The 26,691-nt window shown below is 72.6% G+C and carries 20 protein-coding genes; 13 read left to right on the top strand and 7 right to left on the bottom strand.

Annotated elements, in window-relative coordinates; genetic code table 11:
• Nucleotides 1–5 precede the first annotated feature (5 nt).
• Together hppD and hisC are read right to left on the bottom strand one after the other, a co-directional pair.
• A complete protein-coding gene (gene hppD, locus ACYU8V_RS07900; protein WP_460846445.1) occupies nt 6–1,211 on the bottom strand; it encodes a 4-hydroxyphenylpyruvate dioxygenase in 1,206 nt (401 codons plus the stop codon).
• Entirely contained in the window at nt 1,208–2,314 is a 1,107-nt protein-coding gene (hisC, locus tag ACYU8V_RS07895; RefSeq protein ID WP_460846443.1) for a histidinol-phosphate transaminase, read from the bottom strand. Before hisC ends, hppD begins: the two co-directional genes overlap by 4 nt.
• A 99-nt stretch (nt 2,315–2,413) precedes the next feature.
• Here hisC and ACYU8V_RS07890 point away from each other — a divergent pair, with 99 nt between their 5' ends.
• The 3 genes from ACYU8V_RS07890 to ACYU8V_RS07880 all read left to right on the top strand — a co-directional run bounded on the left by ACYU8V_RS07890 (nt 2,414) and on the right by ACYU8V_RS07880 (nt 5,594).
• Nucleotides 2,414–2,887 carry an Lrp/AsnC family transcriptional regulator gene (locus tag ACYU8V_RS07890; RefSeq protein WP_460846442.1) on the top strand — a complete coding sequence of 158 codons (474 nt, stop codon included), beginning with the start codon at nt 2,414–2,416 and terminating at the stop codon, nt 2,885–2,887.
• A 7-nt stretch (nt 2,888–2,894) separates the two neighbouring features.
• Nucleotides 2,895–4,103, top strand: coding sequence for an amidohydrolase (locus tag ACYU8V_RS07885; protein ID WP_460846441.1), 1,209 nt, complete (start codon nt 2,895–2,897; stop codon nt 4,101–4,103).
• Nucleotides 4,104–4,388: 285 nt separating this feature from the next.
• The gene (locus ACYU8V_RS07880; RefSeq protein ID WP_460846439.1) at nt 4,389–5,594 is read left to right on the top strand and encodes an HNH endonuclease signature motif containing protein; all 1,206 of its coding nucleotides are present in this window, start codon (nt 4,389–4,391) and stop codon (nt 5,592–5,594) included.
• A 135-nt stretch (nt 5,595–5,729) separates the two neighbouring features.
• On the opposite strand, the gene ACYU8V_RS07875 is transcribed toward ACYU8V_RS07880, so the two are convergent.
• Together ACYU8V_RS07875 and ACYU8V_RS07870 are read right to left on the bottom strand one after the other, a co-directional pair.
• On the bottom strand, nt 5,730–6,503 hold the full coding sequence (locus ACYU8V_RS07875; RefSeq protein WP_460846438.1) for a 2-phosphosulfolactate phosphatase: 774 nt from the start codon (nt 6,501–6,503) through the stop codon (nt 5,730–5,732).
• 9 nt (nt 6,504–6,512) lie between these two features.
• Nucleotides 6,513–7,259 (bottom strand): IclR family transcriptional regulator, encoded by a 747-nt coding sequence (locus ACYU8V_RS07870; RefSeq protein WP_460846437.1) that lies wholly within the window; start codon nt 7,257–7,259, stop codon nt 6,513–6,515.
• A 79-nt stretch (nt 7,260–7,338) separates the two neighbouring features.
• Here ACYU8V_RS07870 and hutH point away from each other — a divergent pair, with 79 nt between their 5' ends.
• Genes hutH through ACYU8V_RS07840 form a run of 6 tightly spaced genes read left to right on the top strand, consistent with a single transcriptional unit; the run spans nt 7,339 to nt 15,173 of the window.
• Nucleotides 7,339–8,886, top strand: coding sequence for a histidine ammonia-lyase (gene hutH / locus ACYU8V_RS07865; protein ID WP_460846436.1), 1,548 nt, complete (start codon nt 7,339–7,341; stop codon nt 8,884–8,886).
• A complete protein-coding gene (gene hutU, locus ACYU8V_RS07860) occupies nt 8,883–10,547 on the top strand; it encodes a urocanate hydratase (protein ID WP_460846435.1) in 1,665 nt (554 codons plus the stop codon). Before hutH ends, hutU begins: the two co-directional genes overlap by 4 nt.
• Before the next feature lie 3 nt (nt 10,548–10,550).
• A complete protein-coding gene (locus ACYU8V_RS07855; protein WP_460846434.1) occupies nt 10,551–11,732 on the top strand; it encodes an allantoate amidohydrolase in 1,182 nt (393 codons plus the stop codon).
• Complete coding sequence (locus tag ACYU8V_RS07850; RefSeq protein WP_460846433.1) at nt 11,729–12,859, top strand: formimidoylglutamate deiminase; 1,131 nt, start codon at nt 11,729–11,731, stop codon at nt 12,857–12,859. Before ACYU8V_RS07855 ends, ACYU8V_RS07850 begins: the two co-directional genes overlap by 4 nt.
• Nucleotides 12,856–14,025 carry an imidazolonepropionase gene (gene hutI / locus ACYU8V_RS07845; RefSeq protein ID WP_460846431.1) on the top strand — a complete coding sequence of 390 codons (1,170 nt, stop codon included), beginning with the start codon at nt 12,856–12,858 and terminating at the stop codon, nt 14,023–14,025. The genes ACYU8V_RS07850 and hutI overlap by 4 nt, the downstream gene beginning before the upstream one ends.
• 53 nt (nt 14,026–14,078) lie before the next feature.
• Nucleotides 14,079–15,173, top strand: a complete 1,095-nt coding sequence (locus ACYU8V_RS07840) for an alpha/beta fold hydrolase (protein ID WP_460846430.1) — start codon at nt 14,079–14,081, stop codon at nt 15,171–15,173.
• Here the strand turns inward: ACYU8V_RS07840 and ACYU8V_RS07835 are convergent.
• Nucleotides 15,140–16,348, bottom strand: coding sequence for a PucR family transcriptional regulator (locus ACYU8V_RS07835; RefSeq protein WP_460846429.1), 1,209 nt, complete (start codon nt 16,346–16,348; stop codon nt 15,140–15,142). The genes ACYU8V_RS07840 and ACYU8V_RS07835 overlap by 34 nt on opposite strands.
• 170 nt (nt 16,349–16,518) lie before the next feature.
• On the opposite strand from ACYU8V_RS07835, the gene ACYU8V_RS07830 reads away from it, so the two are divergent.
• The 4 genes from ACYU8V_RS07830 to ACYU8V_RS07815 are packed head-to-tail and all read left to right on the top strand — an operon-like array spanning nt 16,519 to nt 22,325.
• Nucleotides 16,519–17,205, top strand: a complete 687-nt coding sequence (locus tag ACYU8V_RS07830; protein WP_460846428.1) for a hypothetical protein — start codon at nt 16,519–16,521, stop codon at nt 17,203–17,205.
• The gene (locus ACYU8V_RS07825) at nt 17,205–19,043 is read left to right on the top strand and encodes a peroxidase family protein (protein WP_460846427.1); all 1,839 of its coding nucleotides are present in this window, start codon (nt 17,205–17,207) and stop codon (nt 19,041–19,043) included. Before ACYU8V_RS07830 ends, ACYU8V_RS07825 begins: the two co-directional genes overlap by 1 nt.
• A gap of 1 nt (nt 19,044) precedes the next feature.
• The gene (locus ACYU8V_RS07820) at nt 19,045–21,000 is read left to right on the top strand and encodes an acyl-CoA dehydrogenase family protein (RefSeq protein ID WP_460846426.1); all 1,956 of its coding nucleotides are present in this window, start codon (nt 19,045–19,047) and stop codon (nt 20,998–21,000) included.
• Nucleotides 21,000–22,325 carry a cytochrome P450 gene (locus ACYU8V_RS07815; RefSeq protein WP_460846425.1) on the top strand — a complete coding sequence of 442 codons (1,326 nt, stop codon included), beginning with the start codon at nt 21,000–21,002 and terminating at the stop codon, nt 22,323–22,325. The genes ACYU8V_RS07820 and ACYU8V_RS07815 overlap by 1 nt, the downstream gene beginning before the upstream one ends.
• A 6-nt stretch (nt 22,326–22,331) precedes the next feature.
• Here the strand turns inward: ACYU8V_RS07815 and ACYU8V_RS07810 are convergent, their stop codons facing one another.
• Both ACYU8V_RS07810 and ACYU8V_RS07805 read right to left on the bottom strand, forming a co-directional pair.
• Nucleotides 22,332–25,025, bottom strand: a complete 2,694-nt coding sequence (locus ACYU8V_RS07810) for a putative bifunctional diguanylate cyclase/phosphodiesterase (protein WP_460846423.1) — start codon at nt 25,023–25,025, stop codon at nt 22,332–22,334.
• Nucleotides 25,016–26,632, bottom strand: a complete 1,617-nt coding sequence (locus ACYU8V_RS07805; protein ID WP_460846422.1) for a S8 family serine peptidase — start codon at nt 26,630–26,632, stop codon at nt 25,016–25,018. Before ACYU8V_RS07805 ends, ACYU8V_RS07810 begins: the two co-directional genes overlap by 10 nt.
• Nucleotides 26,633–26,691: the final 59 nt, after the last annotated feature.

Genomic DNA, 26,691 nt, shown 5'->3' with positions numbered 1-26,691 from the left:
CCTCCTCAGAGGTTGCCACGCTTCTCCTGCTCGCGCTCGATGGCCTCGAAGAGTGCCTTGAAGTTCCCCTTGCCGAAGCCGAGCGAGCCGTGCCGCTCGATCAGCTCGAAGAAGACCGTCGGGCGGTCGCCGATCGGCTTGGTGAAGATCTGCAGCAGGTAGCCGTCCTCGTCGCGGTCGACCAGGATGCCGCGCCGCTGCAGCTCCTCGATCGGGACCCGGACCTGTCCGATCCGCGCCCGCAGCTCCGGGTCCTCGTAGTAGGAGTCCGGGGTGTTGAGGAACTCCACGCCGTTGGCGCGCAGCGCGTCGACGGTGGCGAGGATGTCGCCGGTCGCGAGCGCGAGGTGCTGGGCGCCCGGGCCCCGGTAGAACTCCAGGTACTCGTCGATCTGGCTCTTCTTCTTGGCGATGGCCGGCTCGTTGAGCGGGAACTTCACCCGGTGGTTGCCGTTCGCCACGACCTTCGACATCAGCGCGGAGTAGTCCGTGGCGATGTCGTCGCCGATGAACTCGGCCATGTTCGTGAAGCCCATGACGCGGTTGTAGAAGCCCACCCACTCGTCCATGTGGCCGAGCTCGACGTTGCCGACGACGTGGTCGAGGGCCTGGAAGAGCCGCTTCGGCTCCCCCTCGCGCTTGACGTACGTCGAGGTGCGGGCCTCGTAGCCGGGCAGGTAGACGCCGGCGTACCGGCTGCGGTCGACGAGGGTGTGCCGGGTCTCGCCGTACGTCGCGATCGCGGCCACCCGCACGGTGCCGTGCTCGTCGCTGACGTCGTGCGGCTCCTCGAGGATCGTCGCGCCGGAGCGGCGGGCCTGCTCGATGCACTTGTCGACGTCGGGGACCTCGAGCGCGATGTCGGTGACGCCGTCGCCGTGGCGGCGGTGGTGGTCGGCGAGGGGGCTGTCGGGGTCGACGGCGCCGTTGAGGACGAACCGGATCGAGCCGCTCTTGAGCACGAACGACTTGTGGTCGCGGTTGCCGGTCTCGGGGCCGGAGTAGGCGACGAGCTCCATGCCCCACGCGGACTGGAAGTAGTGGGCGCTCTGGGTCGCGTTGCCGACGCAGAACACGAGCGCGTCCCAGCCGGTGACCGGGAAGGGGTCGTTGTCGGCGTCGTACTCGACCAGGCCGACGAGCTGCTTGAGCGTGTCCAGGTCGAGCTCGGCGAGGCGCTCCTCGTCGGTGAGGGTCTGGTCGATGGTCATCGAAGCTCCGTTCCGTGGGCTGTTGCGTGGGGGTTGAGGTTGCGGAGGACCGCGAGGGCGCGGTCGTTGGCGGCGCGGTCGGCGACCGTCACCCGGACGCCGTCGCCCGGGTAGTGCCGCACCATGACGTCGGCCGCGTCGAAGGCGGCGACCAGCTGGTCGCCGCGGGCGATGTCGGCGGGCAGCCAGAGGAAGTTGCCCTGGGCTGCGGTGATGGCCCAGCCCTGCTCGGCGAGGGTCGCGAGCACGCGGCGCCGCTCGGCCACGACGGCGTCGACGCGGTGCTGGACCTCGACGGCCTCGTCGAGGGAGGCGATCGCGGCGGCCTGGGCGAGGTCGGTGACGGCGAAGGTGAGCAGCGTGCGGCGCAGCGCCTCGGCCGTCTCCGGGTGGGCCACGGCGTAGCCGACGCGGAGCGCGGCGAGCCCGTGCGCCTTGGAGAAGGTGCGCACCAGCGCGACGTTGGGGTGCCGGCGGTAGAGGGCGGGACCGTCGAAGCCGGAGCCGTCGTACTCGACGTACGCCTCGTCGATGACGACCAGGACGTGGGCCGGGATGCGGGCGAGGAAGCGCTCGACGTCGTCGTTGCTCAGTGCGACGCCGGTCGGGTTGTTGGGGGTGCACAGCAGGACCACGCGGGTGCGGTGGGTGACCGCGGCCGCCATCGCGTCCAGGTCGTGCGCCTGCGCGGCGTCGAGGGGTACGCCGACGGCGGTCGCGCCCGCGAGCCTGGCCAGCAGCGGGTAGGCCTCGAAGGAGCGCCACGCGTGCACGACCTCGTCGCCGGGGTCGCAGAACGCGGTGAGCACCTGCTGCAGGACCGCGCTGCTGCCCGGGCCCACGGCGATCTCGTCGGTGGTCACGCCGACGTGGGTGGCGATCCGCTCGCGGAGGGCGAGGGCGGCCGGGTCCGGATAGCGGTTGAGCCGCAGCGCGGCCACCGCGACGGCGGCCCGCACGCTCGGGATCGGGTCGAAGGGGTTCTCGTTGGAGGCCAGGGGCGCGACCTGCGGTCCGGTGGCACGGCGGCCGGCGACGTACGCCGGGAGCGCGCGGACCGCTGCGCGGGCGGCCGGGGCGGTGAGATCGGTGGTCGCGGTCACACCCCCACCGTTGCGCGGTTGTGCAGAGTGCGCAACCGATCGCAGATCTGCTTGGCATTTCTGCGTGTTTGGCGCTTCTTGCGTGCGATAGTGACAAGCATGATCGACCTCGACGCCCTGGACGCGAAGATCGTCCTCGCCCTCGACGACGACCCGGACACCGCCCTGCTGACCGTGGCCCGGCAGCTCGGTGTCTCCCGGAACACCGTCAACGCGCGGCTGCGGCGGATGGAGGCGTCGGGGCTGTTCCTCGGGTTCAGCCAGCGGCTCTCGCTGGCGGTCCTCGGCCACCCCCTGCTCGCCTTCATGTCGCTGGAGATCGCGCAGGACCACGGCGACCGGGCCACGGCCGGGCTCGCGGAGATCCCCGAGGTCGTCGAGGTGCACGCCACCACGGGCGACGCCGACCTGCTGGTGATGATCGCGGCGAAGGACGCCGACGACCTCTACCGGGTCACCAACGAGATCCTCGACATCCCCGGCATCACCCGCTCCAGCACCGCCATCTCGCTGTCACAGCGGATGCCGCGGCGTACCCGCGCGCTGGTGGAGCGCATCGCCCAGGGGGGATAGTCGTCCCGTGGACCTCAGCGACCTCTACCAGGACCTGCACGCCCATCCCGAGCTGTCCTTCGCCGAGACGCGGACCGCGGGCATCGTCGCCTCACGGCTGGGCGAGCTCGGCCTCGAGGTGACCACCGGCGTCGGCCGGACCGGGGTCGTCGGCGTGCTCCGCAACGGCGACGGACCCGTGGTCGGGCTGCGGGCCGACATGGACGCACTGCCCGTCGAGGAGAAGACCGGGCTCCCCTATGCCAGCACCGTGCGAGCCATCGACGCGGACGGCGTGGAGGTGCCGGTGATGCACGCGTGCGGCCACGACATGCACGTCACGTGCCTGCTGGGTGCCGTCGCGGAGCTCGCGTCCTCGCGGGACGAGTGGTCCGGCACGGTGGTCGCCTACTTCCAGCCCGCCGAGGAGATCGGCGGCGGCGCGCTGGCGATGGTCGAGGACGACATCGCGAGCCGCTTCCCGCGTCCGTCGATCGTGCTCGGCCAGCACGTCACCCCGCTTCCCGCCGGGCTGCTCTCGGTCCACGCGGGCCCGTCGATGGCCGGCGCCGACAACATCACCGTGACGCTCTACGGCAGCGGCGGCCACGGCTCGCGGCCCGAGGCCACCATCGACCCGGTCGTCGCGGCCGCCGCCGTCGTGACCCGACTGCAGACGGTCGTCTCCCGGGAGGTCCCCGCTGCCGAGCGGGTCGTCGTCACGGTCGGTGCGATCCAGGCCGGCACCAAGCACAACATCATCCCGGACACCGCGACGTTGCTGCTGAGCGTGCGCACGACCGAGCCGCAGATGCGGGAGCGCGTCACCGGCGCGATCGAGCGGATCATCCGCGCCGAGGCGACAGCCGCCGGGATGACGCGGGAGCCCTCCATCGAGTACGTCGAGTCGCTGCCGGTCCTCGTCAACGACCCCGACGCCACCGAGGCCACCCGGTCGGCGCTGGCCGAGGCGTTCGGCGAGGACGCCGTCATCGACTACGGCCCCGTCACCGGCAGCGAGGACGTCGGCCGGATCGCCGATGGCGTCGGTGCGCCGGTCTGCTACTGGTTCCTCGGGGGCGGGGATCCCGAGGTCGTCGGTGCCGCCATGGCGGCCGGGGACCTGGACTCCATCCCGTTCAACCACTCGCCCCTCTTCGCTCCCGTGATCGAGCCGACGCTGTCGATCGGGGTGCGGGCGTTGGTGGTGGGGGCGAGGTACTGGCTCTCTCGCTGATGCTCTTCGGGGTTGATGCTGGGCGGCCGCACCTTAGCTCGTCGTCACCCGCCGTCAAGGACGCCTTCGGCGCCGCTGCGCGGCCGCTGCGCGGTCCTTGACTGCGGGTCCCGGACGACGAGCTGGACGGCGCGACAACGGCACGGGCTCCGCCCGCGCCGCCGCTCCGCGGCCGCCCACAAAACCTGTCCTGACCTGCGATTTTGTTCGATTTCGGGCGACCGAAAACGTTCGAACAGGTGTACTATGAGAGGTAGTTGATCAGTCCGTCTCGGGGAGCTTCTCATGGTCGCAGGAACGGTGTCGTTGCACCCGCTTCTCGCGTGCGCGCGGTCTCTTCAGAACGACCTCGCGGCAGTCGCGGACATGCCGGCCGACTACCTCCGCACCCGCGACAAGGCCGACCTCCTCACCGACATCGCCCGGGTGGAGAGCCAGCTCGCCGAGCTGAAGCTCCGGGTCCTCGCCGCATCCGGCGATGTTGCCGACGAGCACGGCTCGCGTGACGCCGGCTGCTGGCTCGCCCACGCCACCCGCATCACCGGATCGGCCGGACGGGCTGCCCTGCGGCTGGCCGAGGCGCTCGAGGCCCACCCGCTCACGGCAACTGCGATGCGCGAAGGCGCGGTGAACGAGGCGCAAGCGCGGGTCATCATCCGCTCGATCGACAGGCTCTCCGAGGCCGTCGACCAATCGGTCCGTCTCCAGGCCGAGGCGCACCTGATCGAGCTCGCCGCGATCTACGACCCCAAAGACCTCCAGGTCCTGGGCACCAAGATCCTCGAGGTCGTCGCGCCCGACATCGCCGAAGCAGAGCTCGGCAAGGCGTTGGAGCGCGAGGAGCAGGCCGCGGGGGACGAGGTCGCCATCCGGATCCGGAAACGCGGCAACGGGATCACCCGCTGGATCTGCGACCTCCCCGACGCCGTCTCCGAACGAGCCCTCACCTACCTCGAAGCCCAAGACTCCCCGAGGGTCACCCAAACCCGATCCCGGAACCGAGGCGAGGCGTTCTGCCGCCTCCTCGAACTACTCGACCCCAAGAGGCTCCCCGACCACGGAGGCGACGCCACCACCATCATGGTCACCATCCCCTTCGAGGGACTCCTCAACGAGCTCGGATCCGCGATGCTCGGCGACACCGTCATCTCCGCCAGCGAGGCCCGCCGGTTGGCGTGCACGGCGAAGATCATCCCCGTCGTCCTCGGCGGCACGTCCGAACCCCTCGACCTCGGCCGAGCACGACGCCTGTTCCAACCACCCCAACGCAAAGCGATGCGACTGAGAGACCGCAGATGCCGCGCCGAAGGCTGCTCGATCCCCGCAGCCTGGTGCGAAGCACACCACCTCACGCCCTGGTCCCAAGGCGGCAGGACCGACCTCGCCGACGGCGTACTGCTCTGCAGCCACCATCACCACCGGGCCCACGACACCCGCTACGACATGACCAAGCTGACGACCGGCGACTACCGGTTCCACCGAAGGACATAGGCGGGAGTCCGCCCGGCACCAGGTGCCGGGAGAACTCCCCGAAGAGCGATCGCACTCCGTGGCGGCCGCGTGGCGGCGGCGCGGGCGAAGCCCGTGCCGTTGTCGCGCCGTCCAGCTCGTCGCCCGGGACCCGCGCTAAGGTGCGGCCGCCTCGGACCCGCCCGTAGCGGCGGCCACGAACCGCCCCTCCACCAGCACCGGCACCACGCCCGAACCGTCCAGCTCGGCGGCCACCTCGACGTCACCGGCGTAGCCGCGGTCGATGAGCTCCTGGCCGCTGACGCAGGCGCGCAGCACGGACGTGAGGTCCGGGCGCAGGGCGTCGTACAACGTCGCCGCGGCCCGCGCCTCCGGACTGAGGTCGGCCTGCGGCACGATGCCCGCCAACGCGGACAGGACCGCGCCCGCTCCCAGCTGGTCCTCGAGCGCGGGGCGCAGCGAGTCGTCGGACTCCCAGCGCTCGCCGGCGGCGACGACCGCGACGACCCGTCCCGCCTCCACGGCGGACGCGAGCCACTCCCCTGCCGCCCGGGCGTTGCGCACGCCGCCGATGCCGACCACGCAGCCCCGCTCCCCGAGCAGGGTGCAGATCGTGGAGCCGTTGGGCGAGGGCAGCACCAGCCGCGGCACGGGCTCGCAGCGCAGCAGGGCCGCCGGTGACAGCGAGGGCTCGGTGTGGGAGCGACCGCGAGCGAGCACGGCGTCGAGCCGCTCGGCGTACGCCTCGGCGCTGGCGTCGCGCCAGCGGTAGGGGTACACCTCGATCCCGCGCTCCACCGCCACCGTGATGCAGGCCGAGAAGCTCAGCACGTCGACCACCACGACGACCTCGGCCCCGACCGACACAGCACCGACCGGGCCCCAGTCGAACCGGACCTGGTGCGCGCCCTGCCCGAAGAGATCCGCCACGGGGCGAACCTACCCGCGCGCGCCGAGCCGCTGCGAGAGCTGCCGCGCCACCTGGGCGATGACCGCGGCGGGCGGGTCGGTGGCGTCCGAGGGATAGGTGACGGCGACGCCGGCGACCGGGTGACCGTTGTGGTCGACCACGGGTACCGCGATGCTGCGCAGGCCGGCCGTCACCTCGCCGTCCTCCAGGGCGTAGCCGCGCCGGCGGGTGTCGGCGAGCACCGCCCGCAGCGCCGTCGGGGACTGCGGTCCGCTCCCGGTGCGGTCGACGAACGCGTCCCTGTCGGGATACAGGGCACGCACCTGGGCCGCCGACAGCTGCGCCAGGATCGCGCGGCCGCTGGCGGTGAGGTGCGCGGGCAGGCGTACGCCGACGTCGGTCACCAGCGGCGGGCGACCGGGGGCACGCTCCTCGACGACGTACAGGACGTCGCGGCCGTGCAGGACCGCCAGGTGGGCGCTGTGCCCGATCCGGTCCACCAGCTGCGCGAGAGGCCGGCGGGCGATCCGCTGCAACGGCGCCTGCCGCGAGTAGCCGCTGCCCACCTCGAACGCGCCGACCCCGAGCCCGTAGCGCCGCTCGTCGGCGAGGTGCACCACGAAACCCTCGTCGATCATCGCGTTGACCAGGTGGTACGTCGTGCTCCGCGGCAGCTCGCACGCACGCATGATCGCGTCCAGCGGCACCGGGTCGGCCTGCGAGGAGAGGAACCGCAGGACCCGCAGGGCGCGGGTGGCGGACGGCACGTGGCTCATGCCCCGAGGGTCTCATATACGAGACACAACGATCTCGACGGCGCTGGCGCCGGACCCCTCCGAGGGCTGCAATGGAGACATGGCAGAACACGTGGTCGTCGGCACCGGAGCCGTCTCGATGGAGGACGTCGTCGCGGTCGCCCGCCACGGCGCCGCAGTCACCCTCAGCGACGAGGCGCTCGTCGCGATCGACAGGGCGCGCGCCGTGGTGGAGGACCTCGCGGTGTCCCCCACGCCGGCGTACGGCATCTCCACCGGGTTCGGCGCCCTCGCCACCCGGCACATCCCGACCGAGATGCGTGCCCAGCTGCAGCGCTCGCTGGTCCGCTCGCACGCGGCGGGCTCCGGCCCCGAGGTCGAGCGCGAGGTCGTCCGCGCGCTGATGCTGCTGCGGCTCTCGACCCTGGCGACCGGCCACACCGGCGTACGCCGGGAGACGGCGGAGCTGATGGCGGCGCTGCTCACCCACGGCATCACCCCGGTGGTCCACGAGTACGGCTCGCTCGGCTGCTCCGGCGACCTGGCCCCGCTCGCCCACTGCGCCCTCGCGCTGATGGGTGAGGGTCCGGTCCGCACCGCCGACGGCGAGCTGACCGACGCCGGCACCGCCCTCGCCGCCGCCGGCCTGACGCCGGTCGAGCTGCAGGAGAAGGAGGGCCTGGCCCTCATCAACGGCACCGACGGCATGCTCGGCATGCTGGTGCTCGCCATCCACGACCTGACCGACCTGCTCAAGGTCGCCGACATCTCGGCGGCCATGTCGGTGGAGGGCCAGCTCGGCACCGACCGGGTCTTCGCCCCCGAGTTGCAGGCCATCCGCCCGCACCCCGGCCAGGCGGCCTCCGCCGCCAACCTGACCGCACTCCTCAAGGACTCGGGCGTCGTGGCCTCCCACCGCGGACCCGACTGCAACCGGGTCCAGGACGCCTACTCGCTGCGCTGCTCGCCCCAGGTCCACGGTGGGGTCCGCGACACCGTCGCGCACGCCACGTCGGTCGCCTCGCGCGAGCTCGCCTCCGCCGTCGACAACCCCGTCGTCCTGGCCGACCAGGGGCGCGTCGAGTCCAACGGCAACTTCCACGGAGCCCCCGTGGCCTACGTCCTCGACTTCCTCGCGATCGTCACGGCCGACCTGGCCTCGATCGCGGAGCGGCGTACCGACCGCTTCCTGGACAAGGCGCGCAACCACGGCCTCCCGCCGTTCCTGGCCGACGACCCGGGCGTCGACTCCGGCCTGATGATCGCGCAGTACACCCAGGCCGCGATCGTCTCCGAGCTCAAGCGCCTCGCCAACCCGGCCAGCGTCGACTCCATCCCGAGCAGCGCCATGCAGGAGGACCACGTCTCGATGGGCTGGTCGTCGGCGCGCAAGCTCCGCCGGGCCGTCGACGGCCTGACCCGCGTCCTCGCCATCGAGGTGATGACCGCGGCCCGCGCGCTCGACCTCCGGGCGCCGCTGACCCCCAGCCCGGCCACCGGCGCCGTCGTGGCGCTCCTGCGCGAGGCCGGCGTCGGCGGCCCCGGCACCGACCGCTTCCTCGCCCCCGAGATCGACACCGCCTACCACCTCGTCGCCGACCGCCGCGTCACCGCGGCCGCCGTGAACGTGATCGGAGAGCTCGCATGACCAGCACGAACCCCCGCCTGCCCATCCACGCCGCCCACGGCACCGAGCTGACCGCCAAGAGCTGGCAGACCGAGGCGCCGTTGCGGATGCTGATGAACAACCTCGACCCCGAGAACGCCGAGCGTCCCGAGGACCTCGTCGTGTACGGCGGCACCGGCAAGGCCGCCCGCAGCTGGGAGGCGTACGACGCCCTCGTCCGCACCCTGCGCGACCTCGAGGACGACGAGACGATGCTCGTCCAGAGCGGCAAGCCGGTCGGCGTGTGGAAGACCAACAAGTGGGCGCCGCGCGTGCTCATCGCCAACTCCAACCTGGTCGGCGACTGGGCCAACTGGGAGGAGTTCCGCCGGCTCGAGGAGCTCGGCCTGACCATGTACGGCCAGATGACGGCCGGCTCGTGGATCTACATCGGCACCCAGGGCATCCTGCAGGGCACCTTCGAGACCTTTGCCGCGGTCGCCGACAAGCGCTTCGGCGGCACCCTGGCCGGCACCATCACCCTCACCGCCGGCCTCGGCGGCATGGGCGGCGCCCAGCCGCTCGCGGTCACCATGAACGACGGCGTCGCGATCTGCGTCGACGTCGACCAGAGCCGGATCACCCGGCGCATCGAGCACCGCTACCTCGACGTCCAGGCCGACTCCCTGGAGCACGCGCTGGAGCTGGCCGTCCAGGCCCGCGACGAGCGGCGCGGCCTGTCCATCGGCCTGCTCGGCAACGCCGCCGACATCTTCCCGAGGCTGCTGGAGAGGAAGGCGCCGATCGACATCGTCACCGACCAGACCTCGGCCCACGACCCGCTGTCCTACCTCCCGGTCGGCGTGCCCTTCGAGGAGTGGCACGAGGCCGCCGAGCGCGACCCCGCCGGCTTCACCAAGGACGCGCAGGCGTCGATGGCCACCCACGTCCGCGCGATGGTGGAGTTCCAGGACGCCGGCGCCGAGGTCTTCGACTACGGCAACTCGATCCGCGACGAGGCGCGCAAGGGCGGCTACGACCGCGCTTTCGAGTTCCCCGGCTTCGTGCCGGCGTACATCCGTCCGCTGTTCTGCGAGGGCAAGGGCCCCTTCCGCTGGGCCGCGCTTTCCGGTGACCCGGCCGACATCGCCGCCACCGACAAGGCGATCCTCGAGCTGTTCCCGGACAACGAGCGGCTGCACAAGTGGATCGGCATGGCGCAGGAGCGCGTGCACTACCAGGGTCTGCCGGCCCGCATCTGCTGGCTGGGCTACCAGGAGCGGCACCTGGCCGGCCTGAAGTTCAACGAGATGGTGAGGAGCGGTGAGCTCACGGCGCCGATCGTCATCGGTCGCGACCACCTCGACTGCGGCTCGGTGGCCTCGCCGTACCGCGAGACCGAGGCCATGCTCGACGGCTCCGACGCCATCGCCGACTGGCCGCTGCTCAACGCCATGACCGCCGTCGCCTCGGGGGCCACCTGGGTGTCCATCCACCACGGCGGCGGCGTCGGCATGGGCCGCTCGATCCACTCCGGCCAGGTGTGTGTCGCCGACGGGACCGAGCTCGCAGCGGCCAAGATCGAGGCCGTGCTGACCAACGACCCGGGCATGGGCATCATCCGCCACGTCGACGCGGGCTACGAGCGTGCGATCGAGGTCGCCGCCGAGCGTGGCGTCCGGATCCCGATGCAGGAAGGCTGATCCGTGTCCCTCCCCGACTTCGAGCAGATGTGGGGCGACCTCGCCCCCATCGGCCGCTCGGCCGCCTCGGGCGGCTACTTCCGCCAGCCGTGGCTGTCGGCGGAGCTGGAGCTGCGCTCCTGGTTCCGGGAGGCCGCGGCGGTGCGCGGTCTCGAGGTCGAGGAGGACCCGTTCGGCAACCTCGTCGCCTGGTGGGGCCCGGCCGGCGCCGGCAAGGTACTCACGGGCTCCCACCTGGACAGCGTCCTCGACGGTGGCGCGTACGACGGGCCGCTCGGTGTCGTCTCGTCCTTCGCCGCCCTCGACGAGCTGCGCTGGCGCGGCCTCGAGCCGTCCCGCCGGCTGGGCGTCGCCGCCTTCGTCGAGGAGGAGGGATCCCGCTTCGGGCGGGCCTGCCTGGGCTCCCGGCTCGCGGTCGGCGCGACGTCGTGGGCCGAGGCGCGCGAGCTGACCGACCGCGACGGCGTACGGCTCGGTGACGTGATCGAGGGTGGCGCGTCCACGCTGCTCGAGGGCGTGGAGACGTACGTCGAGCTCCACGTCGAGCAGGGCCGGGCCCTCATCGACCGCGACGCCGCGGTCGGCGTCGGCAGCGCGATCTGGCCGCACGGCCGCTACCGCTTCGACATCACGGGCCGCGCCGACCACGCCGGCACCACGCGGATGGAGGACCGGGTCGACCCGATGCTCACCTTCGCGATGACCGCGCTCGCCGCGAACAAGCAGGCCCGCCTGAGCGGGCAGCGCGCGACGTTCGGCCGGATCGACGTACGGCCCAACGGGACGAACGCGATCCCGTCCCAGGTGACCGCGTGGCTGGACGCGCGGGCGGAGTCCGGCGACACCCTGAGCGGCCTGGTGGAGGCCGTGACCCGGCAGGCCGCCGACCGCGCCGAGCGCGACGGCACGACGCTGACCATGACGCCCGAGTCGGTCAGTGGGGAGGTCGCGTTCGACGTACCGCTGCGGGACCGGCTGGCCGCCTCGCTCGGCGACGTACCGGTGCTGCCCACGCAGGCCGGGCACGACGCCGGGATCCTGCAGGACGCCGGCATCCCGACCGCGATGCTGTTCGTCCGCAATCCGTCGGGTGTGTCGCACTCGCCGCACGAGACGGCCGAGACCGTGGACTGCCTGGCCGGCGTGACCGCACTGGCCGACGCGCTGGAGCAGCTGCTCCGATGACGCTCTCCGTCCCCACCATGGCCAACGCCCACTCGCACGCCTTCCACCGCGCGCTGCGCGGCCGCACCCAGCGCGGCACCGGCAGCTTCTGGACCTGGCGCGAGCAGATGTACGACCTCGCCGCGCGGCTGACGCCCGACCTCTACTTCGAGCTGGCGCGCGCGGCGTACGCCGAGATGGTGGCCGGCGGGATCGGCGCCGTGGGCGAGTTCCACTACCTGCACCACCAGCCCGACGGGACGCCGTACGACGATCCCAACGAGATGGGCCGCGCCCTCCTCGCCGCCGCCAACGATGCCGGCATCGCGATCCGGCTGCTCGACACCTGCTACCTGACCTCCGGCATCGGCCGGCCCCCCGAGGGCGTGCAGCGGCGCTTCAGCGACGGGACCGCCGAGGCGTGGGCCGAGCGGGTGGCGGCGTTCGGCGACGACCGGGTCGGAGCGGCGATCCACAGCGTGCGTGCCGTGCCGCGCGACCAGATGGGCACGGTCGCCTCCCTCGGCGGGCCCGTGCACGTGCACCTGTCCGAGCAGCCGGCCGAGAACGACGCCTGCCTGGCGGCGTACGGGATGACGCCGACGGCCGTGCTGGCCGAGGAGGGCGTCCTGGGGCCGCGGACGACGCTGGTCCACGCGACCCACCTGACCGACGCCGACGTCCGGCTGATCGGCGACAGCGGATCGTTGGTCTGCCTGTGCCCGACCACCGAGCGCGACCTGGCCGACGGGCTGGGCCGCGGCGGCGAGCTGCACGCGGCCGGCGCGCGGATCTGCCTCGGCTCCGACAGCCACGCGGTCGTCGACCTTTTCGAGGAGATGCGCGGCGTCGAGATGCACGACCGGTTGCGCACCGGCGTGCGCGGGCACTGGTCGGCCGAGGACCTGCTCGCCACGGCGACCGCCCACGGCCACGCCTCGCTCGCGCTCGAGTGTCGCGGCGTCGCCCTCCTCGACCCGGCCAGCCCCCGCACCGCCGGCACCGGCAACGACGTGCACACCGCCGTCTTCGCCGCGACCTCCGCGGACGTCACCGAGGTGGTGATCGACGGGCGCACCGTGTTCGACGGCGACCATGCGCGGGTCGGGCGCGAGCTCGCGGCGGCGATCGAGAGGGTGTGGGCATGAGCACCCTGCTGACCAATATCGGCGAGCTCGTCACCAACGACGCGGCGGCCGACGACCTGCTCGGCATCCGGCACGACGCGGCTGTCGTCCTGGACGGCGACCGGATCGCCTGGGTGGGTGCCGCGGCCGACGCCCCCGCCGCCGACGCCGTGGTCGACGCGGGCGGCCGCGCGGTCCTCCCCGGCTTCGTGGACAGCCACAGCCACCTCGTCTTCGCCGGCGACCGGGCCGAGGAGTTCCGCGCCCGGATGGCCGGTGAGTCCTACTCCGCGGGTGGCATCCGTACGACGGTCGCCGCGACCCGTGCCGCCTCCGACGCCGACCTCAGCGACGGCATCGGCCGGCTCGTCGCGGAGATGCGCGCGCAGGGCACGACCACCGTCGAGATCAAGTCCGGCTACGGGCTGACCGTCGAGGACGAGGCCCGCTCGCTGCGACTGGCGCGGGCGTTCACCGAGGAGACGACGTTCCTCGGCGCGCACGTCGTGCCTCCCGAGTACGCCGAGGACCCGGCCGGCTACGTCGCGCTGGTCACCGGCCCGATGCTCGCCGCCGCCGCGCCGCACGCGAAGTGGATCGACGCGTTCTGCGAGCGCGGCGCCTTCGACGCCGACCAGGCGCGCGAGGTGCTGGCCGCCGGCGCGGCGGCCGGGCTGCGCGGCCGGCTGCACGCCAACCAGCTGGGCCCCGGCGCGGGCGCGCGGCTCGCCGCCGAGCTCGGCCTCGTCGCCGTCGACCACTGCACGCACCTGGGCGACGACGACGTGCACGCGCTGCGCGAGAGCGGGACGATCGCCACGCTGCTGCCGGGCGTGGAGTTCTCGACGCGCCAGCCCTACCCGGACGCGCGCCGGCTGCTCGACGCCGGGGTGCGCGTGGCGCTGGCGTCCGACTGCAACCCCGGCTCCTGCTTCACCAGCTCGCTGCCATTCTGCATCGCGGTCGCGGTGCGGGAGATGGGCATGACCCCCGCCGAGGCCGTCCGGGCCGCGACCGCCGGTGGTGCGGCCGCGCTCGACCGCTCCGACGTCGGGAGCGTGGTCGTCGGCGGCCGGGCCGATCTGGTCCTCCTCGACGCGCCCAGCCATGTGCACCTGGCCTACCGCCCCGGCGTACCGCTGGTGCGCGAGGTGTGGGCCGGCGGGCTTGCGTCACGATCCGCCTGACGGCTCGTTGTGGCGTGGGCCACAATGGGGCCCGCTCTCACCTGGAGGTTGTCGTGTCGGAGACCGGATCCCGCCTGCCCAAGCTGCTCGACCCCAAGCGCTCCCTGGAGGTACGCCGGCAGGCGATCACCAACCTGTGGGACTTCCTGGTCAAGGGCGGCATCGCCGACACCACCCGGACGCCCTCGGAGGTGATCGACTCCGGCCGCACCCGCGAGCTGCGGCGCTACATCGCCGACGAGACCGTCGAGACCCGGGGCCTCCCGGTCCTCCTCGTCCCGCCGCTGGGCGCGCAGGCGTTCTGCTTCGACCTGCGCCAGGGCCTCTCGCTGGCCCAGCACCTGGTCGACAGCGGCCGGCCGACGTACCTGGTGGACTACGGGCCGCTCAAGGGCGAGGACCGGCTGCTCGGCATCGAGCACTTCATCAACGACGTGCTGCCGCCCGCGATCCGCAAGGTCTCCGAGGACGCCGGCGGCCAGGACGTGCACCTGGTCGGCTGGTGCATGGGCGGGCTGTTCTCGATCGGCACGACCGCGGTCCACACCGAGCTGCCGATCCGCTCGGTCGCGATGGTGGCCAGCCCGTTCGACCTGTCCAAGAACCCGATGCTGGCGCCGGTGCGGGCGATCAGCAAGGTGACCGGCGGCCGGATCGTCGGCACCGCACTCAAGGCCGCGGGCTCGGTGCCGGCGCCGTTGGTGAGCCTGGGCTTCAAGGCGACCGCCGCGACGACGTACCTGAAGAAGCCGAAGACGCTGTGGAGCCGCCGCGACGAGCGCGACTTCCTCGGTCAGATCCAGGCCGTCGACCACATCATGAACAACATGCTCACCTACCCCGGACGGGCGACGCTGCAGGCCTACCAGCGGCTGGCCCTGCGCAACGAGCTCGCCAGCGGCAAGATCCAGGGCCCGAACCGCCTGGTCGACCTGGCCGACGTGACCGTGCCGGTGATGAACGTGGCCGGCGAGACCGACGTGCTGGTCCCGGCGCCGGTCGCCCACCACGTGGGCGACCTGCTGCCGAACTCGCCCGACGTCCGGCTGCCGATGGCGCCCGGCGGGCACCTCGGCGTGCTGACCGGCACCAAGGCGCCGGGCACGACCTGGGTCTACGTGGACGACTTCCTGTCCGACCACGACTGAGTGGTGGCCTGCGCCTCGAGCGCGAACACCAGCGCCGCCACGTCGGCGGGCCGGTCGAGCCGGCGCCCGGTCTTCTCCTCGAGCCGGCGCAGCCGGTAGCGCACCGTGTTGGCGTGGCAGTAGAGCCGCTCGCCGGCCTTGGTGGCCGATCCGCCGACCTCGATCCAGACCTGCAGGGTGTCCAGCAGCGTGTAGCGCTCGGCCTCCGCGAGGGAGTCGAGCGGACCGAGCACCTCGGCCGCGACGCGCTGCACGACCTCGCCGCCGGCGGCCGCCGCGACCCGGACCGGCTGGTCCTCGAACCGTACGACGCCACCGCCGGCCGGCGCCGCGGTGCCGGCCAGCCGGGCCAGCTCCGTCGCGCGGGCAGCCGCGCTGATCTCGTCGAACTCCGGGCTCAGCCCGACCCGGGCGGTGCCGCCGCCGAGCACCTCCATGACCCGCTCCAGCCGGGTGTCGCCGAGGTCGATCACGCCGACCTGGACGTCGGCGAGCAGCCGCCACGCGGACCGGCACCCGACGCCGAGCAGGTCGGTCTCGACGCCGGGCAGCGCGAACCGGCCCGGCTGCGACAGGACGGCCGCGGCCACCGCGAACCGCCCGGACACCGGCAGCCCGAGGAGGTCCGCGACCTCCCACAGCGTGCGCCGGTCGAGCACCGCTCCCCCGAGCAGCGCCTCGACCAGCGCGGACCGCTCGGCCTCCTGGCTCACGATCCGCGCGGTCACGGTGGCGTTGTACGCGCCCGCCATCACCTCGGTGAACACGTCGTGGGCGACCATCGCGTCGGCGGTCGCGGCGAGGATCGCTTCGGCCGAGATGCCGTGCACCCGCGCCTCGGCGGCGAAGCGCTCCCAGGTGACCTGGAACCCGATCCGGTACGCCGCCAGGACGGCCGGCAGCGGGACGTCGGCCTGCGCCCGGCGTACCCCTGTCCCTGCCGCGGGAGCGGCGTCCGGCGGCACCCCCTGCGCGAGCGCCTCGATGACGAAGCGGATGTTCTCCCCACAGCTGGCCTCGAGGTCGGCGAGGGTGACCGACGACGCGTCCCGGTAGAACGGGATCCGCTCGCGGACCCGCTCCGCGACCTCTGCCCCACGCTGGGTCACGGAGTCGAGCAACGAGGCGGCGAAGGCGCGGAGCTCGCCCGTGTCGTCGGGAGCGTCGTCGGTCATAGCGGGACCCTACGAGACGCAACCGGAGCGGAGAACGCGATTGTGAGGGTCCACAGCCGGACGCCGCGATCGCTGTGGGAGGTCACGAGCCGAAGGGGCTGCGCACCCCTGTCCGATGGTCCTAGAGTCCCTATCGGGCTGGTGAGGCCCGTCACACACTGGGGGTACCGATGGCAGACAACAGCACGGCGGTCGACTCCGTCGCGGCGTGGCAGGCGCAGGCCGTCACCGACCCGGGGGGCGCCGCGGCGGCCGCCTGGGCGCGGATCGTGGAGCTCCAGGAGCTCGGCAGGTCGGACCGCTCGGCGGCCGAGCCGCAGCTCAACGAGCTGTTCCGCGCCGGCTCCCCCGCCCGGGGGCTGGACGGTCCCACCGACGGCATCCTGGTGCTCACCACGACCACCAAGCTGACCGACGTCGCCCTGAACGCGCTCACCTCGGCGTGGATGCCCTGGGAGGGCAAGCGCTTCGACTCCGAGACCCAGACCGGCGACAACCGGATGACCGACCAGGCCACCCTGGTCAGCAAGGCGCTCTGGCCGCGCTACTCCCTGCGCGAGGAGGAGTCGGGCAAGGTCGCGTTCGACTTCACGACCTACGTCGAGGCCGGCAAGGACGACCCGGACCGCGAGGTCATGGTCATCGACTACGCCGACATCGAGAGCAACCCGCGGCTGCTGATCCGCTCGATCCGCGACGAGCTGGTGCAGCTGGTGCCGGGCGCCTACCTCGGCAAGATCCTCTACCGGCTGCCCACCAAGTCCTACGTGATGCTCGGCTACTTCGCGCTCCGCACCAACTCCACCACCCAGCCCACCCAGCCCAGCCAGCCCGACCAGCCCGACCAGGAGGCCTGATGAAGCCCAACCCGCTCGACCCGACCAACCCGCTCGGACTGGAGTGGTACCAGCACCCGTCGCTGGCGCTGCAGCTGGTGAACCTGTCCAAGGCGCGCGACGACCTGCGCGAGAAGAACCTCTTCGAGGGCGAGGGCATCCGGCCCGAGGGCGACATGGGCGAGCCCACCCCCGAGGTGCAGCGCGCCCGCACCCCGGAGGGCACCTGGAACGACCTGGGTTGCCCGATGATGGGTGCCCGCGGCACCGGCTTCGGCCGCAACGTCCCGATCGAGAAGACCGTCGTGGACCGCAAGAACCTGCTCAACCCCGACCCGCGCGAGATCAGCCGCAAGCTGATGGCCCGCGACACCTTCAAGCCGGCCGGCATCCTCAACGCCCTCGGCGCGGCCTGGCTGCAGTTCGAGAACCACAACTGGTTCTTCCACGGCAACGGCGACCCGACGCGGTTCATCTCGATCCCGCTGCAGGACGGCGACGACTTCCCCGAGAACCCGATGATCATCCGGGACACCCTGCCGCTGCACGGCGAGATCGAGGACGGCAAGCCCGCCCCGGTCTTCGCCAACCAGGAGACGCACTGGTGGGACGGCTCGCAGATCTACGGCAGCGGCCAGGACAAGCAGGGCCAGATCCGCACCTTCGTCGACGGCCGGATCAAGGTCGACGACAACGGCCGCCTCCCGGTCAGCGAGATCCCCGGGGTCGACCTGACCGGCATGCAGGAGAACTACTGGTTCGGCCCCGGTCTGCTGCACACGCTGTTCGCCCGTGAGCACAACTCGGTGGTCGCCGCGATCAAGAAGGCGCACCCCGACCTCGGCGACCAGCGTCTCTTCGAGCTCGGCGTGCTCGTGGTCTCCGCGCTGATCGCCAAGATCCACACCGTCGAGTGGACCCCGTGCGTGCTGCGCCACCCGGCGCTGCAGATCGGCATGAACGCGAACTGGTACGGCGCCCTCGGCGAGACCTTCCGCGACAGGATCGGCCGCATCGGCGACAGCGAGGCCCTCTCCGGCATCGTCGGCTCGGCGACCGACCACCACAGCGCACCCTTCTCGCTGACCGAGGAGTTCGTCTCGGTCTACCGGATGCACCCGCTGATCCCCGACGACTGGGACTTCTACTCGGTGGAGAGCGGCGAGTTCCTCTCCCACCAGTACTTCACCGACATCCAGGGCAGCTACACCCGCGACTTCATGGACAGCCTGTCGATGGGCGACCAGTGGTACTCCATCGGCAAGGCCAGCGCCGGCGCGGTCTGCCTGCACAACTACCCCAACGCCCTGCGCAACCTCACCCGCGTCGACGGCCAGGTCACCGACCTCGCGACCCTCGACATCGTGCGCGACCGTGAGCGCGGCGTGCCGCGCTACAACGACTTCCGCGAGGCGCTGCGGATGCCGCGGCGCAAGCGGATCGAGGACATCACGCCCAACAAGCAGTGGGCCAAGGAGATCAACGAGCTCTACAACGGCGACGTCAACGCGGTCGACCTGCAGATCGGCATGCAGGCCGAGCAGCCGCCGAAGGGCTTCGGCTTCTCCGACACCGCCTTCCGGATCTTCATCCTGATGGCCTCGCGCCGGCTCAAGTCGGACCGCTTCTTCACCAAGGACTTCCGGCCCGAGGTCTACACCAAGACCGGCTTCGACTGGGTCAACGAGAACTCCATGAAGGACGTGCTGCTGCGGCACTACCCTGAGCTGGAGCCGGTCGTCGGTGACGCCGAGCGCGTGTTCGCACCGTGGCACGAGCTGGGCCAGGCCGAGCCGGGCAAGAAGCCGCGGATCATCCGAGCCGCGGACACCGTGAAGGCCTACCTGCCCTGGGGCTGAGATGACCGCAGAGACCGCCCGGACCGACGTCACCCCGACCGAGGCCGTGGACGGCGCCGTACTCGCCAGCCTCCTGGACGGCGAGTACGGCGCGCTCCGCGCACAGGTGAGGACCTATCTCGTCGAGAACGCGTCCTTCGTGGACCAGGCGCAGGAGTGGTCCTCCGACGAGTACCGCGACCGGGTGCGCGACATGGTCGTCGAGGCCGCACGGGCCGGCCTGACCGCGTCCGGCTTCCCGAAGGAGTACGGCGGCAACGACGACGTCGGCGGCAACGTCGCGGCCTTCGAGACGATCGCGTACGGCGACCTCTCGGTGCTGGTGAAGTTCGGCGTGCAGTTCGGTCTCTTCGGCGGTGCCGTGCACCAGCTCGGCACCAAGCGGCACCACGACGCCTACCTCGCCGACATCGCGCAGGCCAGGCTGCTCGGCTCGTTCGCGATGACCGAGACCGGGCACGGCTCCAACGTGCAGGCGCTGGGCACCACGGCGACGTACGACCCGGACACCGACGAGTTCGTGATCCACACCCCGGACGACAGCGCCCGCAAGGACTACATCGGCAACGCGGCGCGCCACGCGCGGGCGGCCGCGGTCTTCGCGCAGCTGGTCGTCGGCGGCGAGAGCCACGGCGTGCACGCGCTCTTCGTGCCGCTGCGCGACGAGGCCGGCCAGCCCCTTCCCGGCGTACGCATCGAGGACTGTGGGCGCAAGCTCGGCCTCAACGGCGTCGACAACGGCCGGATCTGGTTCGACCAGGTGCGGGTGCCGCGCGAGAACCTGCTCAACCGGTACGCCGACGTCAGCGCCGACGGCGTCTACAGCTCCCCCATCGAGAACCCCGACCGGCGCTTCTTCACCATGCTCGGCACCCTGGTCCAGGGCCGCGTGTGCGTGGGCGGCGCGGGCATCCAGGCCAGCAAGGTCGCGCTCACCATCGCGACGCGGTACGCCGCCGAGCGCCGGCAGTTCGGGCCTCCCGGCGAGCCCGAGTCGCTGCTGCTCGACTACGGCCAGCACCAGCGCCGGCTGCTGCCGCTGATCGCGCGCACCTACGCCCTGAACTTCGCCCAGGCCCGCCTGGCCCGCGACTTCCGCGACTCGTTCAGCGGCGACGGCGAGGGCGAGCAGCACGAGCGGAGGCGCCGGGCGCTGGAGTCCCGCGCCGCGGCCACCAAGGCCCTCGGCACCTGGCACGCGACCAGGACCATCCAGGAGTGCCGCGAGGCGTGCGGGGGCGCGGGCTACCTCGCCGCCAACCGGTTCGCCGCGCTCAAGGCCGACACCGACGTCTTCACCACCTTCGAGGGCGACAACACGATCCTGCTGCAGCTGGTCGGCAAGGGCCGGCTCACCGACCTGAAGGACGAGTTCGGGTCCCTGGACGGGGTCGCGATGGCGCGCTTCGTCGGCCGCCAGGCGGCCGAGGCGTTCGCGGAGAAGACCATCGCCCGGGCGATCATCGAGCGGGTCAAGGACACCGTGGGTGGCCATGACGTCGCCGAGCCCGGGGGCGAGCTCGTCGACCACGACTACCAGCTGGCGATGCTGCGCACCCGCGAGGAGCGCATCACCTCGAGCGTCGCCCGTCGGCTCAAGGCGGGCATGGACTCCGACGCCGACCCCGCCGAGGTGTTCAGCCGCTGCCAGCACCACCTGCTCGCCGCGGCGTCGGCCCACGCGGAGCGGATCGTGTTCGAGGCGTTCCTGACCAACGTGCAGGCGCTGCCCGAGGGTCCCGAGCGGGACCTCCTGTCGCAGGTCGCCAGCCTGCACGCCCTCTCCGAGATCGAGCGCGACCGCGCCTGGTGGCTGGAGCACGGCCGGCTCTCGACCGAGCGGGCCAAGGCGATCACGCGCGTCGTCGACACGCTCTGCCGCGACCTCAGCAAGCACGCCCTCACCCTCGTGGACGCGTTCGGCGTCCCCGACGAACTACTCCCCCAGGAGATCTAGTGTCCCAGGACTTCAAGCACGCCTCCGTGATCGAGGGCGTGCGCTTCACCGCGCAGGTCGGCGTCCCCAACGTCGCCCAGGGCCTGTTCCGCAAGCGCGAGAAGGTCGTCGCGGTGATGAACAAGGTGCCGGCCGAGCGGCTGGCCTACGACCTGGTCGCCGGCCTGGCCGCGAAGTACGGCCCGGACCCGTTCTGGGTGCGCGTCGGCGCCGAGGAGACCCTGCTGCTCACCCACCCCGACGACATCAGGGTCGTGCTCGGCGGCAGCCCGAGCCCGTTCGCGCCCGACCCCGAGGCCAAGCGCAAGGGCATGAGCGCCTTCCAGCCGACCGCGCTGTCGATCTCGCGCGGCGACCTGTGGGCCAACCGGCGCGCGTTCGCCGAGGCGGTGCTGGAGACCGGCAGCCCGCTGCACTCGCTCGCCTCCGGCTTCGTGGCGCTGGCCGCCGAGGAGGCCGACGCGCTGGTCGCGGCGGGCGAGCCGCTCACCTTCGCCGCGCTCAACCTCGCCTTCCAACGGCTCACCCGCCGCGTCGTCCTCGGTGAGTACGCCGCCGACGACGTCTGGATCTCCGAGCGGCTCGGCGAGCTGATGGCCGCGGGCAACTCGATGCCCGGCTCTCCCGCCGAGGGGTACGAGGAGTTCCACGAGCACCTGGCGGCGTACGTCGACGCACCGGACGCCGCCGCGCTCACCGGCCTGATCGCGGGCGCGCCGCACGACGAGGCCACCGACGTCCCCGGCCAGCTGATCCACTGGCTGTTCGCGATGGGCGACACCCTGCCGGCCAACCTGTTCCGCGCACTCGGGGTGCTCGCGACCCACCCCGACCAGCGCGCCAGGGCGCTGGCGGAGGTCGCCGGGCACGCGTCCGGCGACGTCGCGGCGATCGCCGGGGCGTCGTACCTCGCCGGCTGCATCCTCGACACGATGCGACTGTGGCCGACGACGGGGCTGTTCGGCCGGGTGCAGGCCGAGGACGTGCGCTGGACCAACGGCGAGAAGACGCCGGCCGGGACGCCGCTGCTGATCCACAACCTGTTCAACCACCGCAACCGCGAGCGGATCCCGTACGCCGACCGGTTCGCCCCCGAGGAGTGGAGCGAGGGCACCGCCGGCGAGGACTGGTCGTTCAACTTCTTCAGCCACGGACCGCAGGGCTGCCCCGGCGCGGGCCTCTCGATCCTGCTCGGCCAGGCCTTCCTGGCGCGCATCCTGACGACCGCGACGCCGGTGCTGGAGTCCGGCCCGAAGCTGGACCCCGCCCACCGGCTCCCCCACGGCTTCGACGTGTACGCCGCGACGATCGGCCTGCAGGGGTAGGCGACCTCAGGCCGGGCGTCGCGCCAGCCGCGGCTCGGCCAGCCACAGCTCCTCGAACCGCGCGGCCGGCAGCGGCCTGGCGATCAGGTAGCCCTGGATCAGCGGGCAGCCCAGCTCGACGAGCAGTTCCCGCTGCGCGACCGTCTCGACGCCCTCGGCGACCACGCTGATGCCGCAGGCCGCGGCCAACCGGACCACGGCGGTCACGATCTCGGAGTCCACCCGGCTGCTGCCCAGACCGGCGGTGAAGGCGCGGTCGATCTTGACCACGTCGACCGGGAACCGCTGCAGGTAGGACAGCGAGGAGTAGCCGGTGCCGAAGTCGTCGATGGCGACCCCCACCCCGAGGGCCTTCAGCTCGACCAACGTCGCGATGGTGCGCTCGGTGTCGTTCATCATCCCGGACTCGGTCAGCTCCAGGCAGAGCTGCTCGGGCGGCAGGCCGGTGCGCAGCAGCACGGCCTCGACGTCGGCGGCGAGCCCCGGCCGGTTGAACTGGACCATCGAGAGGTTGACGTTGACCTTCAGCGGGACCCGCTCCGGGTGGGCGAGGGTCCAGGCCAGCGTCTGCCGGCAGGCCTCCTCCAGCACCCACGCGCCGAGCGGGACGATCAGGCCGGTCTCCTCGGCCACGGGCACGAAGCGCAGCGGCGTCACCACCCCGTCGGCGGAGTTCCACCGCACGAGCGCCTCCGCGCCGACGATCGCGCCCGACACGGTGTCGACGACCGGTTGGAAGTAGAGCTCGAAGTCGCCGTCGTCGAGGGCCCGGCGCAGCGCGGTCTCGAGCTCGAGGCGCGCCCGCGGATCCTCGGCCGTGGCCGGCGCGAACATCCGGACGGTCCCCTTGCCGGCCGCCTTGGCGGCGTACGTCGCGCTGTCGGCGGCCGCGACGAGGGCCTCGCGGGACGCGACCTGGTCGGTCGTGGCGATGCCGATCGAGGCACTGACGAAGACCTCGTGGCCGCCGACGGTGGCGCCCTCGGAGATGCCGTCCAGGATCCGCTCGGCCGCCGCGACCGCCTGCTGGGCGTCGGCGATGTCCTCGATGAGGATGGCGAACTCGTCGCCGCCCAGACGGGCGCAGGTGTCCTCCGGGCGCATGGTGCGCTTCAGCACGGCGGCGACATGGACGAGCAGGTCGTCGCCGATCGGGTGCCCGTAGGAGTCGTTGACGAGCTTGAACCGGTCCAGGTCGAGCATGAGCAGCGCGTGCCGGGTCTGGTGGCGGTCGGCCCGGATCAGCGCGTGCTCGACGCGGTCCTGGAAGAGGCGGCGGTTCGGCAGGCCGGTCAGCGGGTCGTGGAACGCGAGGAACGACAGCTTCTCCTCGAACGCCTTGCGCTCGGTGATGTCGTGCAGCACGAGCACGGCCCCGGCGTGCGGTGAGCGCAGGCCGGTGGCGGTCAGCGCTACCGGCGTACGCCGTCCGCCGACCACCAGGACCGCGTCCTCGTCGCGGATCGTGGCACCCGACGCGCACATCTCGGCGAGGCTGAGCCGGCCGGTCCCGCGCTCGACGGTGAACACCTCGTCGGCGTGGCGGCCGAGCAGGTCGGCCGAGGGCGTCACCAGGCCGCAGACGGCCGGGTTCGCGAACGTGACCACGCCGCTCGCGTCCACCGCGAGCACGCCCTCGGACTGGGCGTCGGTGACCGCACGCAGGTGTGCGACCAGCCGGGCGTTGCGCAGGGTCTCGGCGCCGACGCTCGCCAGGGTGCTCAGCGCGTCGCGCTCGGTGTCGATCCAGGCGCCCCCGCCGATCCGGTCGGCCACCCGCAGGTCGGTCTCGGCGTCGATCGGCGCGCGCAGCTCCCCGTGGCCGCGCGGCTCGTCGGGCGACACGTAGTCGGCGACGCGACAGTGCAGCACCTCCCTCGCCGCGGCGAGGAGGTGCGCGCGGACCTCGTCGGGCTCACCGGAGCCCCGGACCGCGACGACCCCTGCCTGCAGCGCCTCGGCGGCGAGGCGGCCCTGGCGCTGCACCACCACGGCGACGTACGCCGCTTCGATGGTCCACCCGAGCACGATGGCCGGCAGTGCCGCCCAGGGGTGGTCGCGGACGGCCACCCCGGCGACCAGGCCGAGCAGCAGGGCGCTGAGCGAGGCCACGCCGCGGCTGCGCCAGTGCTCCCACAGGCCGGTGAGGACGGGATCGCCCACGGCGAGCCGGACGATCCCCGCCACCGCCGCGGACGACACCAGCGCGAAGACCAGCCCACCGACGCCGCACGCCACCGCGGCGCCGAGGGCGATCGGCGCGGAGGTGTCGGCGTGGATGAGGTGGGCGACGGCGTAGCCCGCGAGGCCGGCCAGCACGGTCTGCCCGACGTTGAAGACCATCTTGATCGGCGGCCGCCGCGCGGCGATGTTCCCGGCGAGCGAGGCGACCGCGATCGCCAGCGCCGTCTCGACCGGGCTCAGCATCAGGATCATCAGCGGCACGAGTGCCTCGTCGAGGTGGTCGGACTCGACGGTCCCGTGACGGTGCACGATCCGGACCGGGCGCAGATGGGTGTAGGCCAGCAGCGCGGTGAGCACCGAGAACGTCACGGGCCGCGCGAGCGCCGGGCCGCCGTCGAGGAGGCCGGCGAGCAGGGTCGCCGCGACGGCACCCAGACCGACCGCGGCGCACACCGCGAGGATGCCGCCGGCGGGCAGCACCCGGGGTGCTGCCCGCCGGCGCCCGTTCAGTTCCATGCCGTCGACCAGAAGGACGTCGATGCCCAGCCGCCCGCGTTCCACGCGGTGGAGTTCCAGGCCGTGGAGTTCCAGGCGGTCGAGTTCCAGGCCGTGGAGTTCCACGCCGTCGAGTTCCAGGCCGAGGAGTTCCAGGCCGTCGAGTTCCACGCGGCCGAGTTCCAGGCCGCGCTGTTCCACGCCGAGCTGTTCCACGCCGAGGACGACCAGGCCACGCCGTCACCGGAGCTCGGGCTGCCGGCGGCGAGCAGGGAGCCCTCGGACGTGACCGGCGAGCCCGAGCCGTCGGAGTGGCCCAGCCCCTGGTTGGCGCCGGCCGCGGTGGGCGCTGCCAGGAGGGCCTCGATGTCCAGCTCGCCGGCACCCTGGGCCGAGGCCGGGGCGGCGGGCAACGGCACGGCGGTCCCGACGAGGAGCGCCTTGACCTGGTTGTTGGTGAGGTCGGGTCGCTGCTGCAGCAGCAGCGCCGCGGCGGCGGCCACCTGCGGCGCGGAGAACGACGTACCGGAGCCGCGGAAGTAGCTCGGATCGATCCGCGCGGCGGGGTACTGGTTGTCGACCGAGGACCCGGCTGCGCGGCTGGAGACGACATGGGAGCCGGGCGCGACCAGATCGGGCTTGGCGATCCCCGTCGCCGTCGGCCCGGTCGAGGAGAAGGGAGCGACGCGGTCGTCGGAGGCGTCGACCGTGGTCGCGTCGTCGGAGGTACCGACCGTCACGACGTACGGGTCGTCGCCCGGCTTGGAGATGCCGGCGGCGCCGGCGTTGCCGGCAGCGACCGTGACGACCATGCCCGCGCGCCACGCACCCTCGACCGCGGCGTCGAGCGGGTCGATCCGCCACGACTGGGTCGAGTCGGTCCCGAGCGAGAGGTTGAGGATCCGGATGCTGTCCTTGGCGGCGTGGTTGACCGCCCACTGGATGGCCGTGATGACGCGGATGACGTCGCTGGAGCCGTTGGCACCCGCGACCTTGAGCGAGACCAGGTCGACGCCGGGGGCGACGCCCTCGACGGCGTGTCCGGAGGCCGCGCCCGACCCGGCGATCAGCCCGGCGACGAACGTGCCGTGGCCGAAGCTGTCGGTGGTGGCGCTGCCCTCGCCGGAGAAGTCGTAGCCGTCGACGACCTTGCCGGCCAGGTCGCCGCCGGTGCTGATGCCGGTGTCGATGACGGCGACCCCGATGCCATCCCCGTCGACCCCGTCCGCCCAGGCGACCGGTGCGCCGTCGACCGCCGGGTAGACCGCGGAGGCGTCGTGGCTGCCGGCGCCCCAGTCGGCGTCGCTCACGGTGACGGGGACGTCCTCGGAGACATGCAGGCCGCGCGCGCCCAGGTCCTGGACCTGCCGGTCGGTCAGCTCGGCGGCGAACCCGTGCGCCACGGGCAGGCGGTGGAACCCGGGCACGCCCGCGAGCTGGGCCTCGGCATGGCGAACGGTCGTGCGCGACCCGGTGACGATCACCGGGCGTGCGGAGGCCGCCGGCCGGATCGGCGCTGCCGTACCGGAGCCGGCTGCTCCTGCCACGGCCGACGGCGCGGCCGCTGCGAGGGCGACTCCCAGCAGAGCAGGCAGCACCGCCGTCAGCCGGCGCGAGCGAATGCGCATGCGGGTCCACCTCCGGTCGGGTGCTCGGCGCGGGCCGAGGCATCGGGTGGCCCATCGGC

It is taken from the genome of Nocardioides ultimimeridianus, from assembly GCF_054777895.1.
Note: the sequence above shows the minus strand (reverse complement) of the source record. Positions and strands in the feature narration are given on the sequence as shown.